Source organism: Microcystis sp. M179S2 (assembly GCF_020245805.1).
Classification (GTDB): domain Bacteria; phylum Cyanobacteriota; class Cyanobacteriia; order Cyanobacteriales; family Microcystaceae; genus Microcystis; species Microcystis aeruginosa.
In genome coordinates this window covers 20,641-35,154 of the sequence record NZ_JADBUE010000300.1, presented here as the reverse complement: position 1 = coordinate 35,154, position 14,514 = coordinate 20,641, and the positions used below count along the sequence as shown (strand labels likewise).

Sequence of the window (14,514 nt, the reverse complement as noted above, 5' to 3'; positions counted from 1 at the left end):
GTGTGGGGTCTGGGGAAGTGGGGAAGTGGGGAAGTGGGGAAGTGGGGTTTGGGGTGTGGGGTTGGGGTGTGGGGGGAGAATAAATAAAAGCCATCTCCTAAGTAGGTAGGCGTTAAAAATTATCAGACACCACCCTTATCAAGGGAGGACTAAGGGTAGGGTTGATTCATGAATCAACCCTACTATGAATTCACCCTAGGACTAAGGGGGGATCGAACCTAAAATCTATTTTTAATTTAATTATAACCAGCTACTGATCTCCTGAATACTGCCTCCTGAATACTGACTCCCGACTCCTGACTACTAACCCCACCAACAAACTTTTTCAGCAGACCCTAAATAATGTCATCCTCAAATTTATAACCGACACCGACTACAGTTTTGATAAAGATCGGATTAGCAGGATCGGGTTCTACTTTTTTGCGTAAGCGTCGGATATGGGTATCTACTACCCTTTCATCGCCAAAAAAATCATTCCCCCAGAGATTATCGATTAATTGGGTGCGACTCCAGACGCGATTGGGATAACTGACAAAGGTAGCTAATAAATTAAATTCTAAGGTGGTTAAATCGAGGGTTTCCTCCGGCATTCCTTCCAATTTACGAAGAGCAGAATGTTGATCTAAGTCGATCAGAAAATGACGGCTGCGATGGAGTTGTTGGGGTTGACTATCGTGTCTTAAACTACGTCTTAATAAGGCTCTTACGCGAGCGGTTAATTCCCGGGGACTAAAGGGTTTGACCATATAATCATCGGCTCCCGTAGATAGGCCGATAATGCGATCAATCTCTTCTCCCCTAGCGGTTAACATTAAGATATAGGGGTCTTTTGTCCCGGGTTTTTGGCGAATTCTAGCACACAATTCCAGTCCGTCTAATTCGGGTAACATTAAATCTAAAATAACTAAGTCTGGTTGCTTTTGATAAAATAGTTCTAGTCCTACCCTACCATTATAAGCCAGATGACAATTAAATGATTCCCGCTCTAAAGTTTGCTGAATCAAATGGGCGATTTCAATTTCATCTTCGATAATAACGATATCCATAAGTAAGTAGTTATAATTTAATTGAAGATAGATTTTGCCTTTGATCCCCCCTGCCCCCCTGAATAAGGGGGGTGCAGATGACCCCTTATTAAGGGGGCATCTGACAATTTTTAAAACCTACCTACTTAGGCATATTTTAACATATTAGTCATTCATTTCTTGCTCGGGGTTGAACATTGAAATAATTGTAATTTTTGAGATTTTCTGGGGGGAGAGTTGGCAACTCTCCCGACTTTGGTGGACTGGGGACTTTTCAAGGTAAAGGGACAAACTGCTCACCGGAGGGAGTTGATTGCACTTGAATTAAGACCGGTTGACCGATGCGATCGCCAGTATTAGGATCAAAGCTAATTTTTCCGGTGGCCCCTGTTTGATGAAAATTGCCGGAGCGCAGCCTGGATTGTAGGCCCTGACGATGGGTATTTTCCCTTAAACCGGCAATAATCACCCGTGTAGCGTCAAAACTGGTGGCTGTGCGCCAACTAACCGGACCGCGCCACTGTTCCTGCATAAGATTGGCAAAAGTCTGGTTAACCGAGGGGTGCCAGGGTGCGGCAAGGGTTAAACCTTGGGCGTTTTTGCCGCCATCTTCGAGGGTGCGAATATTGTAGAGGGTGGGACTACTAAACAGAGGCAAACGCTGACGATTGGAGCGAATAACCTCAAAAACGGGATCGAGACGATCAACATGAGCGACGACAAATAGGCCGTTAGCACCCCCAGAAATCGCCTGATTAAGGGCTTGATCGGCCTTAAAATTGGGTACACTCAGATCGCAGACAATCGGCACAATTTGACCGCCTTTTTTCGCCACATTAGCCATCAACTCATCTTTAAAGGAAATATTATCAGGAGCTTGAGAATCGTAGCAAAAAGCAATTTTCTGGACTTTAGCTGTATTTACTATGTAATTTGCTAAGGTTTCCGTAATTTTGCCGTTAGAAGCCACCAGACGAAAGATATAATTTCCCGCACCGGAGAGATTATTAGCCAGGGAGGTGGGAGAAATCATCACCAAACCGCCTTTTTCGTAGATGGGAGCGGCGGCTAAACTGGCATCGGAGGCATTATGACCGATAACAGCGATAATATCGGGATTTTTGACTAATTCCCTGGCTACCTCTTTCGATATCTGCGGCTGATTATCGTCATTAACCACGATAACCATCAGTTTTCTGCCGTTGATCCCTCCCTGTTGATTGATCTGGGTTTGTGCGCTGGCGACTCCTCGCAATATTTCCTGAGCGACGTTGGGATTAGTTGTTGCTGGCACAACAACGGCGATTTTGAAGGGATTTGAGCCAGTTTGCAGGTTGCTGAGATAAATTACGCTTTCGGGATCGTTGGGACGTTGAGTGAGGGATTTTTGCAGGAGTTGCTCTGCTTCTTGGTGATCACCTTGAGCAATGGCAGCGATCGCTGATTCTTTGGCGGTGTTAGAATTAGTTTTGATCAGGAGATGATTGCCGTAACTGATGCGGGGATTATTATCGGCTTTTGGGGCAAATATTGCCAATATTTGGGGAAAAAGAAACCAACCGATCAACCCCAGTAACACATAGGAAATTGGCGGTAAGCTCGCTTTTTTGCCAGTCTTTGTCATCGCTTTACTCCTTAACTTTGCTGATTGAATTCGGCTAAACGGCGGTTAATTTCGTCATCAAGGCTTAAGAAATCGATTTCTTGAGCTAATTTCTCGCTATAGTTCTCGCTTAATTCACTATAGGCGTTTTCTTTTCGATAACGGTCGTTAATCGCTTCATTGGCATCCTCAAAGCGATCGCGGGAGGTATTGAGGTTGAGACTACTATCAAATTCGTTTATTTTGCCTAAAGCCTCATTCATGGAACTAATCGCTTTTAAGTTGCTCATTTCTAACTTATAATGCTCGATTTTTTCCTGCTCTTTGCGAAGTTTTTCCTTAGCAGCAATGACCACTTTTTCGGCATTATCGACCCGATCTTTCATAGCGGGTAGAATTTTTTCTAGGGAGATAACCTTAACCATAGCCAGTCTTGCCGCTTCTTGAAGACCTTTTTTTTGAGCGGTGACAGCCTGTTGCAAGTAGTTTGTGTGTTCCTGTTTTTTTGCCTCGTATTGTGCTTGAGCCGATTGCTGGGCCGCTACTACTTTCGCCACCGATTCTGTCAATTCCGCTAGGGATTTTTGCATCAATTCTAGGGATTCTTTGGCCGATTCTACGGCAATTTTTCCGCCGGATTCGATAGGAATACCCCACAACCAATTCCAGATCGCAACGAGAGAATTTCCTGCCTTATCACCGATCAGCCAAAAAATCAAGGCTTTTGGGGTTAATTTTTTTGACAATTTCATGCCGTCTGTCTCCTAGAGGTATTACCTGTTAATTAGGAGTGATGGCTAACTTTGATGCAGTGGGTAAGGTTAATTTTTGTAAAAAGTCTTGACAAGGATAGGAAGGTTTAGACTGAACCGGCAGATTTAATGGGAGCGAGGGGGACAAATCGACCCTTTTTGACCTGTAGAATCAAGTAGCGGCGATCATCAGGATTATTGTTCATGTTGCGGACACCATTTTCATCGAATCTAACAGTGCCAGTCATTCCTTCGATAGAAAAATCGTTTCTTAAAACTTGATTTAACAATTCTCGATCGAATTTTTGTCCTTGTTGGTATAACTTTCGCAAAGCGTTGAGGATAACTTTGGTCGCATCGTAGGCCATGGGAGTGCGCCAAACATTGATCTTATTTTGCCAAAAACTGTGGATATAATTATCTTGTTTGAGATCATACCAAGGCACGGTGATAACTAAATTTTCTACCCCCTGTTTACCTTCTGCAAGGGTGAGATAACTTTGAAAAGAGGGGGAACCCAAAATTACTAAGTTTAACTGTTGTGCGGGACGTTGCTTAAAGATACTGACGGCTCTTTTCAGATCGTCAATATAGGGAGCAACCATGAGAATATTTACTTGGTATTGAGCGATTTTTTGATAAATTTTCTCTTGATCTAAATTATTTTTTGGTTCGATATTGCAGTCAAAATCTGCATCTTTAATGACTTTTTGAAACTGCTGACCGAGAAGAATGTTTCTATATTTTTGAGCGAAGTTATAATTATCCCCAGAGCGATTATCGTAACAAATTAAATTAGTGGGGTTTTGGATAATTAGCTTGTCAGTTTGTTTGCGGATGTATTCACTTAAGGTTGTGGCAAAAGTTTCCAGATCGGGAACCATTTTATATATATAGCCATTGCCAGAGATTTTCGGGGAAAAGCTGGTGGGAGATAGGGCAACAATTTTCCCTTGTACATAGATATCTTTGGCCGCTTCACTAGCAGCAGAAGCATTATGACCAACCACTGCTATGATTGACGGATCTTTAACAAATTTTTCGGCTCGATCTTTGGCATCTACGCCACTATTATTATCATTAGCTACCACTACCTGTAGAAAGTGAAAATCAGGGTTTTTGGCCTGTTCATTGTTTAACTCCTCTTGGAATAAGGCAATACCTCGTAAAATTTCCTGAGCAATTTCTGGATTATTACCAAGAGGAACACTGGTGGCAATTTTTAAGGGATTTCTGTCTTGATAGGCCGCACGAGCGTTATTATAATAGATGCGAATTTCTGGATTATTGGGCAAGCGATCGAGGGATTTTTTAAAAAGCTGAATTGCTTGTTTATATTCTTGGTTTTTAAAAGCTTGTCTTCCCCGTTCAATACTGTTATCTTGTCGGTTTGTCTTTAATAATATTTCTTCACCTAAGCTAATTTCTGGGTATTTACTAGCATCATCGGAAAATACTCCTCCCCAATATAAAACTGATAAAGTTACCAGAATACTTAAAATAAATAACAGAGCTTGTTTCCAGCGACTAGATAGACGTAAAGGCCAACTTTGCTCATAACTATTTTGGTGATTTTCCTCCGTATTTTCAGGGGGTAAAGGTAAAATTAACGGTGGTTCTTCAGGATTTTCTATCAAACGAGGCAGTAAAGAAGAACTAGCAGCATCCTTCTCAAATTCATGTAATCTTAATTCTTGTCGAGCGATTGTTAAGGATTCTTGTAGGGATTTATGTTCAAGAAAATTGGGAAGAAAAACTTCTAGAAATCTCAAAGCAACCCGCACAGCGATGGGTTCTTTCATAACAATAATATGCGCTACTCCGATATTAGCCAACTGACGACCAATACCTAACCCATCGCAGGAATTACAGATAACAAGTTTTAAGCCTTTTTTAACAGCTATTTTTAGGGAATTTCTTAAGTTATGTTCAGGAGATAAAGCCGTATCATTATCAATGATAAAAACTCCATCGTAACCGTCGCTACTGGTTTGACTATGACCTAAATAAACTACAATATCCCATGGATTTTTGATCAACTCATTCTGAATATTTATCGTTGAAAGAGGAACTTCTGAACTAGGACTTAATATTTGTATATAAACCTTATCTGGGTTTCCTAGTGCCGTTTGCAAACTGGATAAACACAGGGAATTATGCTCGTTTTCGATGTCAATATTACCCAAAATTACTAAAATATTAATCGGAGGAGTAAGGTTAATTATCGGAGGATTTCTCTGGATAGTAAGAGCAATTTCCACATCATTCCACCAATCCCGTAAAAAATTCCAACACTCCCAGGGAATTTGTTGTAAATCAAAGTGGGTAGTTTGGATAAAAAATCTTACTTCTGACTGATTACCTATATGGAACAAGATACGATTTTGTATCGAACTCAGATAACTAGAGTTTAGCCATTCATTTAGGCTATCGTTTAAAGTTTGAGTAGCTTGTCTCAGGTTGTCTCTAGGATCACCTACCGCTGCATGGGTGATCATACTACGAGGAACGGTAATTCCTAAACTGGGTTGACTTTTTACCCAATGATAATAAGCTCGACGATAATTTTGCAAAGCGTCAGCAATGTCAAGGTTAGGGACTAATTTACCCTCGGCAAAAGGCGCTATCAAGCGATGATTGTCACGAATTTCTAGAGTGACGGAGAATCCCGTTGCAAAATTTCCCTCCCCAATTTTCAGAATCACAACTCTGCTCATGTCTTTACCCTTGACATTTTCTGCTATCTCTATTAAATACTAAACTGCTCGGTAATGCTACTGTCCCCTAAGCTTAGGTTAACATTAAAGCGATCGTCGGCATCAGCTAGAAAATAAAGCTGTAGATAGCTATCTAAGGGTTTCTCCCTTGCTATTGCTTCTAAACCGGGGATTAATTGGCCTATTTCATCGCTAATTTGCAAAGATAAACCGGGGGGTAGCTTGGCAAAATTGTCCATGGCATAGGCACGAATTAAGACAGCAACTCTCTGGTGACTGGTCGATAAAACTCCCACCATTAAAGCGATTTTATAACCCATTAATTGACTACCCACATCGAGCATTTTGCGGATAGCAGCATTAGGATAATGAGGATCGATATTCCAGAGATATTCGGCCGCTTGCCAGCGAATAGTTTCATCTTGGGTTTGATGTTGCAGTTTTGCTAAAGCTTCCTGTGGGGTTAAATGTTCCGAAAATTCCACCTCTTTTTGACTAGCATACAGTTGTCTAATTTCTCGCTGAATATCTGTCGGAGATTCTCGGCCGCTGATTTTTTCAGCAGCCAACAAAAAACCTGGATTAATTGGACGATAATTGTCGATAGTGATGAGGATTTCCTGCCATTTCTCTGTAATAATTCCCTGCAACCATTGACTAAGTTTAGTGGGGATTATTTCTAGACGCTGCTGATAAAGTTTTTCTCGCCATTGCTGATTATTCAACAAAGCTAACCACTGCTGACAACTAATATCTAATCTCGGAGAATAGGGTGAAACTTGACCTAACTTTTTAATTAATTTTTCTGCTGTTGCTGGCGATAAATTTGCTAAAGATTCCAGTTTTCCTTGTTCACTCTCTCCCTCTAAACAACTCTGCCAAAGAATATCTAAATCATCAATAATTTGCTCACTGTCCAAATAATATTGATGGTAAATTGGATCGTATTCTGCGAGATTTTTAACATCTTTTCTGGATATAAAACCCCAGATATTGAGGAATTTTTTTGCTAAATCTACCTGCACCCCTAGATAAAAATCTGCCGCTAAATCGGGAATATCAACCCATTCTTGCTCTATTGTCAATCCCTCAATGTCAATAGCTTGACTGGGAATAGTAGTAACTTTTTTGTCTTGAATTTGCCAAGTAAACCCGTTAATAAACTCCCAAAGATACTGATGGTTTTTAGGTGTTGTTTGAAGGGAAAAATCAAGATTATCTTTCAGCCAATTGCTTAAGCATATTTGGACTAAGTAATTAATCAAAGCCTGATTTTTGGCGGTTTGATTAGAGTATTGACCGAGAATCGATCGAGCTTGTTTAATCTCTGTTTCCGAAAAAGTTAGCCAAAGGGATTTCGGGTTAATTTGTTGCAAAATATCGAGGTTGACTTTCATGGTATCTCCTAACAGATTAGATTTGAGTTAAGTAGGACTGACAAAAATATTCCAGATAAGCATCGATCTCTTGTTTTTGCCGAGATTGTAATTTAATCTCATTTAACAAAATAGGACAATCTTTGCCTTCCCTTGCACAGAGTAGCTGATAAATTTTTTTACATAATTGGGTTATTTCTCGACTAATAGTAGATGAGTGAACTCCCAATCGATTAGCGATCTGTGCTTGCGTCATCTTTTGATGATAGTAACAATATGCAATCTGTTTAACTTCATCCTCAAGAGTGATTAATAACTTATTAATATCTTCCTGGATTTCTTGCTGTTGTAGTAAATCGTTACTTGGCTTCTTGCTGGAGAGATTTTCCCAAAAGTAATTGCTATTATCGTCATAATTAGTAGGCTCAAATCTAGAGTAAGGAGGATCGATATGATTACGCATTATCTCCCCTATTTGATTGAGTTTTGCTTGCACTTCCTCAACGGTGAGAATAACTTGCGGTTGTAACTGCTGTAGGCGATCGATTACCTGTTGCCAATCCTCCTCTTGCCAGTTATCCAATGATCTAACAGAAGCTTTTTTAACCTCTCGAAAACAGTTAAATATTAGCAGATGATTCTCGTTAAAGATACCCGATGCTCGTAAAACTTTTTGAATTTTATTCGCACTAAAAAGACTGACTATACCGAGATTAGTCCTGCCAATCGTTTTATACTCTCCTCGCAGAAAATTATAGAGAGTATTTCTCAATTTTTTATCTGTCCATTTTTCTAAGATTAAGCGAAAAAATCCCGGTTTGGTCTTGTTATCCTGAAAGTTACCGTAAAAATTGCGAGGATTGTTGGTGATTGCCGTAGAAAGCAAATTCAGCAAATAGTAGAAGAGGGTGTCATAATCAGCATCGATCCGATGGCCAACATTTTGATAGACCCTTTGAGTTACTATACAGGAGCGATATTGTAAAAAAACCATCCAATGAGACTTGACTAATTGGTTATTAGGATCATTCTGTAACCATTGCCACAGATAAAAATACACCGCTTCATCATCGGCCACGCTTCCAGCGATCGCATTGATCGATTTTCTTAATTGTGGCACTTCGCACCAGAAAACTCGATCGCCTTCAATCGCTTTAATAGTAGTATAAAAGTACCTAACGCTCATTTCTATCACCGGCTACAGGTATCTGATATCTGATTAGGTAAAAACCGAGGATTTTCTGCAAGAGGAGCAAACAAATTGAGCGATTGCCTTGCCAAGCGCACCTCTTTCTCTGACAATAGATGAGGGACTGATGAGAAATTATCAGTTATGCTGAGACAGCCTTAGCAAACCAGTACAAGACCCATAAATTCACTCTGAGCTGCCACAAATAGCCGTCATATCAACTTCTAGGACAAAAATTAGGAATGCGAGTAACTTTTACCGAAAATCAGGGTTTTAGAAAGGAATTGAATAAACGGGTTGATGCTTATTTTACCGAAAACGGCATCCCCACCAGAGATAATTTTGCCATGTACCTGAAGACGATCACGATTTTAACTTGGGTAATTGCCGCTTGGCTATTTGTGCTTTTTGGTCCGGATATCTGGTGGCTAAAAATTATTGGTTGCATGGTTTTAGGAGGAGGATTAGCAGGAATCGGTTTTAGCATTGGTCATGATGCTAACCATGGCGGCTATTCTAGTAAAAAATGGGTTAATTCTCTCATGGGCATGAGCTACGATTATATCATCGGTACTTCCAGTTATCTCTGGCGTTTTCGTCATAATTATCTCCATCATACCTACACCAATGTTTTAGGGTACGATGTGGAAATTCACGGCGATGGTATCGTGCGAATGACTCCCCATGCCGAGCATAAATGGTATCATCGTTATCAACATTTATTTATCCCGATTCTCTACGCTATAATTCCTATCTATTGGTCATTCTCCGATGTGCGCTCTATCCTCTTTGGTCATCGTTTTGGCGAGATTAAAATTCCCAATCCTAAACCGATCGATCTATTCGTTTTATTGAGCGGAAAACTTGTTTATCTCTTTTGGTTTATTGGCATTCCTCTCTTAGTTGGTTATAGTCCCCTAGAAATAGCGATCGGTTTTCTCATTGCTTTTATGACCTATGGAGTGCTTGCCTGTCATGTATTTATGTTAGCTCACGTTTTGGAACCCGCCGAATTTATTCAACCCTCGGCAGCTAACCAAATCGAAGACGAATGGGCAATCTTTCAAGTGCGAACTACTGTAGATTTTGCCCCTAAAAATATATTTTTAAATTGGTATTTAGGAGGATTAAATTATCAAGTCGTTCACCATCTTTTTCCGCAAATTTGCCATATTCACTACCCTAAAATCGCCCCAATCTTAGCGGAAGTTTGCCAAGAATTTGGCGTTAATTATGCCGTTTATCCCACCCTGCGAGGTGCTTTAACTTATAATTATCGTTGGCTCAGACAATTAGGCAATAAACAAAGTAATTTCGATCTCAAATTAGCCAGCTAAATATCAGTTATCAGTTATCAGTTATCAGTTATCAGTGATCAGGTGTGAGTTTTCAGTGAATAGTATTAAGCGACAAGCTCGCAGCTGCCTTTTTACTGATTAATGTTGACTGATTACTGATTACTGTTTACTGTTTACTGATCACTGAAAAATGAACCTACCCAACTCGATTACCCTATCGCGACTCTTGGGACTGCCATTAATTTTATACTGGTTGCACCAAGGCACAGAAATCGATCGCTGGTTAAGTTTAATTATCTTTCTGATTGCTGCCAGCACCGATTGGCTCGATGGTTATCTAGCGCGAAAATTCAATCAAATCACCGAATTAGGGAAATTTCTCGATCCTTTGGTCGATAAATTGCTGGTTCTCGCTCCCCTCTTAGCTCTGATTGAAATGGATTTAATTGCTGCTTGGGGAGTATTTTTGATTCTCGCTCGGGAATTAGCGATCGCTGGTTGGCGCATTAATCCAAATTTAACGGGAAATAGCGACATAAAAGGGGCTAATTGGTGGGGAAAAAGCAAAACAGTCAGCCAAATTATCGCTATCGCTCTCTTAATTGCTCCCTTGCCTTCTGAATATAACTTAATTTCTCAGATTGCCTTTTGGCTATCGGTGACATTAACTTTAATTTCTGGGGTGATTTATGTCACACCCAGCCCCAAATTAACCCAAAATTGATAAAAATTTAACCATTAGCAACAATTCAGGAAACAAACCAAGAGAAAAAGGTTGGATTTTTTTCTGGGTGTGTAATAATCGAGTAGAGTATTGTCAAACTCTTCAAATTCAAACATATCATTCAAAGAAAAAACTATGGCCACTGACACTATTACCGTATCTTTTGAAAAAGCCACCATGGGCGTTAGTTTCAATTTTTCTTCATTTGCAACAGTTGCCCAGTTCTTGTACTTCAATCCTTATGCCTCTATTTCTCTGCCGACAACAGCCACTGGTACACATAATCTCACTTCCATTGGCGTTTTCGAGGATGACAGCAGTACGGCTTGGAGATTATTCAACGGAACGACTGTTGATGTTAGCTCAACCCTTTCCGTGTACAAGACACCCTCTTCTAAGGACTTTTCCCTGCCAGCAGGTACCAATACCTTTGTTAGATCTGATGTTCCAGGCACTCATCAACTAAAAATCAACACCAACGGTCGTGTGTACACGAAAGCAGCAGGTCCGAAACCAATAAATTTGGACCCTATGGCCATCGAGGGTGCAACTACCATCGACCAAATCCCCAACATGAATCCCTATTTCATGATAGGTAGTTCGTTCAACGATTTCTTAGGGGGTGGCTCTAAGAACGATACCCTCATCGGTGGCGATGGAAACGATAGCCTAAATGGTAACCCTGGTAACGATAGCCTCAATGGTGGCGATGGAAACGATAACCTAACTGGTGTTTCGGGAGACGATACCCTAATCGGTGGCAATGGAAACGACACCCTATTGGGTGGCGATGGAAACGATAGCCTCAATGGTGGCGATGGAAACGATACCCTAAACGGTGGTCCGGGAACTGATACCCTAACCGGCGGCGCTGGTGCTGACCGTTTTGTTTTCAGTAGTTCTACCCAAGGCATTGACACCATCACCGATTTTAACCCCGCTGTTGGTGAGGATCTTATCCAAGTTACTAGAACTGGTTTCGGCGGTTCTACTGCTTTACCGAGTCTCGGTGCTTTGACTACTGCACAATTCCTGTCTGGTGCGGGAGCTACCAGCGCCACTACTACAGCGCAAAGATTTATCTATAACACCACTGATGGTGCTTTACGGTTTGACGTAGATGGTACTGGTGTCACTGCTGCGGTTCAAATCGCAACCCTCAGTAACTTTGCAGCTATCACCAATACTAATATTGTTGTTATCTAATCTATCCCTGTCCATCCACTGCGGTGGGTCGGGCAATTGTGGATTTTTTGGGGAAAATTAAGCCACTAGAAATGATCGGTAAGGGTGTGTTAGCTAGGGCTAAGACACCCTTATTATGTGGGCAGTGGGAAGTGGGGGAGATTCAGCGGCTCTCTCACTCTTTGTGTGATCAGTTTAACTTACTATAGAAGCGATCGATCTTCGTGTCCTTTGTGTCTCTGTGGTTCCTTCCACCAATCTTAAGGATAGACGGTTAAAATGGGTCTGAGCTTGAGAGTCATTGGGATTAGTTTTGTGTAGTTATTAACTGACGGTGATAATCGCCCCATAACTTGGCTGCCTGTTGACTACTGCCCGCAGTGGGAGAATTATTATCATTCCCTAACCAAATGCCTGTCACCCAGTCGCGCCGGGGAAGATAGCCGATAAACCAGAGATCCACATAATTATCCGTAGTTCCCGTTTTACCCGCTTCTCCCATGCCAATACTAGCAGCGCCTCCTGTACCATTAGTTATCACCCCCCGCAATAAACTATTCATCGTTTCGGCGGTTTTAGGGGAGATTACCTGCTGATTTCTATCGCTATCTTCGCCATAGTCATAAATAACCCGACAAGTACTCAAATCCTCCACATTTTTACAGTCGGAAGCGTCGAGAATGCGTTTAATGGCGTGGGGACGATTCCAGCGCCCGCCATGGTCAAAAACCCCATAAGCGCCAGTCATTTCTAAGACATTTACCTCGCTTTGCCCTAAAATTAGCCCCGGTACGGGATTTAAAGGTGATTTCACCCCCAAACGTTCCGCCACATTGACCACATTACTTAATCCTGCCTCGCGAGCAATGCGAAGGGCAACACTATTTTCCGATCGCGCTAAACCTTGAAACATATTGACCCCCCCGCTACTGCGTTCACAGGGAGAATAGGCCTGTCCTTGCCAAGAGAGTCCAGCGCAGGTATAGGTTTTATAGGGCGATATTCCCTTTTCTAGGGCGGCAGCATAAGCAAATACCTTAAAAGTGGAACCGGGTTGACGTTTAGCTTGGACAGCGCGGTTAAATTGGCTTTTTTGATAATCAACTCCCCCGACTAAAGCGAGAATTTCCCCGGTTTGACTGTTTAGGGTAACTAAAGCCCCTTGGGAGTATCGATAGCGGGGTCCTTGCTTTAGGACATTATTTTTTAAGCTTTTTTCTGCGATCGCTTGCAGCCGGCGGTCTAAACTGGTTTCAACGATAAAATTGCCCTCTTTAGCCACTTCTTCCCCTAAAAGGTCCTGTAATTCCTCGAAAACGTAACTATAAAAATATGGTGCAATAGTACTAGATAGGGATTTTTTGGCTTGGGGACTGATTTCAATGCGAGATCTGCGGGCGCTGGCCGCCGCTTCCGGGGAAATCATGCCTAATTCGGCCATGCGATCGATGACACGATTGCGTAATTGTACGGAAGTGTCGTAATCTTGAATGGGATTAAATAAATTCGGGGCGGGTAACATAGCCACAAGGGTGGCAGCCTCGGAGATATCTAAATCTCTAGCGGATTTATCGAAATAAAAGCCGGCCGCATCTTCAAAACCGTAACCGGCCAGACCGAGATAAACTCGATTGAGATAGGTTTTGAGAATTGTATCCTTACTATAGACCGCTTCTAATTGTAAAGCGACCACAGCCTCCCGGAGTTTGCGATCGGCAGTATTTTGGCGACCGACTTCGGGGAATAAACTACGCGCTAACTGTTGAGTCAGGGTGCTGGCCCCTTGACGAATGCCTTGACCTTGCCAATTAATCATAATAGCCCGGACAATCCCCAGAGGATCAACGCCAAAATGCCAGTAAAAACGACTATCTTCGGAAGCGACAACCGCCTGGGGCAGATAGGGAGAAAAATCGCCCAGATTATCTAATTCTCGGTGAGTTTCCTGTCGAATGGGATTGAGGGGAGTTTGACCATCCCTAGGGTAAACCACCACCGGACCGCTCACCCCGGAAGGGAGTGGATAAACATTAACTTTGCGACTTTCCCAGATAACCGCTAAAACTAATAAACCGAAAATACCCCCCGCACCATAGAAACCATAGCGCAAAAGTCGCGCCCACAGGGGAGGGGGACAGTAGTAGGAGATGGTGACACAATTGGCTAAGTCTGGGGGGGCCAGGGTAAAGATATCACCATGACGCAGGGAAACGCTTTTGAGACGACGTTTACCCATATAAACCCCGTTGGTGGAGTTTTCATCTGTGAGCAGGAAATGATGGGGATTTTTCGGGTCACGCTGCAGGGAACAATGAATCTGACTCACCACAGTGTTACGGATAGTAATATCACAGGAACTGGAACTACGACCCAACAAATAGCGATCGCCGATAAGGGGATATTTGCTTTCCCCGCTGCCATTCTCGTTTTTAAGGCGTAATTCAGGAACTCTCGCCCCTTTTTTGAGATTTACCGCCTGAAAATTCACCTTTCCTTGCAATTTCTGCACGGCAACGGTGACAAGTTGACTAATTTGGGTTTTCGGCGACTGGTTAGACATAGTTTTTATCAGTTATCAGCTTCTGAAGGCAATAGGCAATAGGGGAAGTGGGGAAGTTGAGAAGTGGGGAATTTCAACTAAAACC

At 42.0% G+C, this 14,514-nt stretch carries 10 protein-coding genes; 3 read left to right on the top strand and 7 right to left on the bottom strand.

The genetic code is table 11. The features are described 5' to 3' along the window. Positions 1-335 precede the first annotated feature (335 nt). The 6 genes from IM500_RS18265 to IM500_RS18240 form a co-directional block, all read right to left on the bottom strand. Positions 336-1,046: a response regulator transcription factor gene (locus IM500_RS18265; protein WP_190722366.1), complete on the bottom strand. Its 711-nt coding sequence runs from the start codon at positions 1,044-1,046 to the stop codon at positions 336-338. Between the two features lie 253 nt (positions 1,047-1,299). After that, positions 1,300-2,649 carry an ABC transporter substrate-binding protein gene (locus IM500_RS18260; RefSeq protein WP_287739270.1) on the bottom strand — a complete coding sequence of 450 codons (1,350 nt, stop codon included), beginning with the start codon at positions 2,647-2,649 and terminating at the stop codon, positions 1,300-1,302. An 11-nt stretch (positions 2,650-2,660) separates the two neighbouring features. Beyond that, a complete protein-coding gene (locus tag IM500_RS18255; protein WP_287739269.1) occupies positions 2,661-3,380 on the bottom strand; it encodes a PspA/IM30 family protein in 720 nt (239 codons plus the stop codon). A 107-nt stretch (positions 3,381-3,487) separates the two neighbouring features. Continuing rightward, positions 3,488-6,097 (bottom strand): ABC transporter substrate-binding protein, encoded by a 2,610-nt coding sequence (locus tag IM500_RS18250; protein ID WP_287739268.1) that lies wholly within the window; start codon positions 6,095-6,097, stop codon positions 3,488-3,490. Positions 6,098-6,129: 32 nt separating this feature from the next. Next, complete coding sequence (locus tag IM500_RS18245) at positions 6,130-7,494, bottom strand: DUF1822 family protein (protein WP_287739266.1); 1,365 nt, start codon at positions 7,492-7,494, stop codon at positions 6,130-6,132. Positions 7,495-7,510: 16 nt separating this feature from the next. Further along, a complete protein-coding gene (locus IM500_RS18240; protein WP_287739264.1) occupies positions 7,511-8,659 on the bottom strand; it encodes a helix-turn-helix domain-containing protein in 1,149 nt (382 codons plus the stop codon). Positions 8,660-8,904: 245 nt separating this feature from the next. Between IM500_RS18240 and IM500_RS18235 the strand changes: the two genes are divergently transcribed. From IM500_RS18235 to IM500_RS18225, 3 genes are all read left to right on the top strand, one after another. After that, on the top strand, positions 8,905-9,999 hold the full coding sequence (locus tag IM500_RS18235) for a fatty acid desaturase family protein (RefSeq protein ID WP_190722360.1): 1,095 nt from the start codon (positions 8,905-8,907) through the stop codon (positions 9,997-9,999). 151 nt (positions 10,000-10,150) lie between these two features. Then, the gene (gene pgsA, locus IM500_RS18230) at positions 10,151-10,684 is read left to right on the top strand and encodes a CDP-diacylglycerol--glycerol-3-phosphate 3-phosphatidyltransferase (protein WP_190722359.1); all 534 of its coding nucleotides are present in this window, start codon (positions 10,151-10,153) and stop codon (positions 10,682-10,684) included. A 135-nt stretch (positions 10,685-10,819) separates the two neighbouring features. After that, on the top strand, positions 10,820-11,890 hold the full coding sequence (locus IM500_RS18225) for a calcium-binding protein (RefSeq protein ID WP_287739262.1): 1,071 nt from the start codon (positions 10,820-10,822) through the stop codon (positions 11,888-11,890). Between the two features lie 286 nt (positions 11,891-12,176). Here the strand turns inward: IM500_RS18225 and IM500_RS18220 are convergent, their stop codons facing one another. After that, positions 12,177-14,429, bottom strand: a complete 2,253-nt coding sequence (locus IM500_RS18220) for a PBP1A family penicillin-binding protein (protein ID WP_287739260.1) — start codon at positions 14,427-14,429, stop codon at positions 12,177-12,179. Positions 14,430-14,514 lie beyond the last annotated feature (85 nt).

Excerpts from the sequence above, each read along its gene's own strand:
- IM500_RS18265 (WP_190722366.1), bottom strand. The coding sequence starts at position 1,046 with ATGGATATCGTTATTATCGAAGATGAAATTGAAATCGCCCATTTGATT.
- IM500_RS18260 (WP_287739270.1), bottom strand. The coding sequence starts at position 2,649 with ATGACAAAGACTGGCAAAAAAGCGAGCTTACCGCCAATTTCCTATGTG.
- IM500_RS18255 (WP_287739269.1), bottom strand. The coding sequence starts at position 3,380 with ATGAAATTGTCAAAAAAATTAACCCCAAAAGCCTTGATTTTTTGGCTG.
- IM500_RS18250 (WP_287739268.1), bottom strand. The coding sequence starts at position 6,097 with ATGAGCAGAGTTGTGATTCTGAAAATTGGGGAGGGAAATTTTGCAACG.
- IM500_RS18245 (WP_287739266.1), bottom strand. The coding sequence starts at position 7,494 with ATGAAAGTCAACCTCGATATTTTGCAACAAATTAACCCGAAATCCCTT.
- IM500_RS18240 (WP_287739264.1), bottom strand. The coding sequence starts at position 8,659 with ATGAGCGTTAGGTACTTTTATACTACTATTAAAGCGATTGAAGGCGAT.
- IM500_RS18235 (WP_190722360.1), top strand. The coding sequence starts at position 8,905 with ATGCGAGTAACTTTTACCGAAAATCAGGGTTTTAGAAAGGAATTGAAT.
- pgsA (WP_190722359.1), top strand. The coding sequence starts at position 10,151 with ATGAACCTACCCAACTCGATTACCCTATCGCGACTCTTGGGACTGCCA.
- IM500_RS18225 (WP_287739262.1), top strand. The coding sequence starts at position 10,820 with ATGGCCACTGACACTATTACCGTATCTTTTGAAAAAGCCACCATGGGC.
- IM500_RS18220 (WP_287739260.1), bottom strand. The coding sequence starts at position 14,429 with ATGTCTAACCAGTCGCCGAAAACCCAAATTAGTCAACTTGTCACCGTT.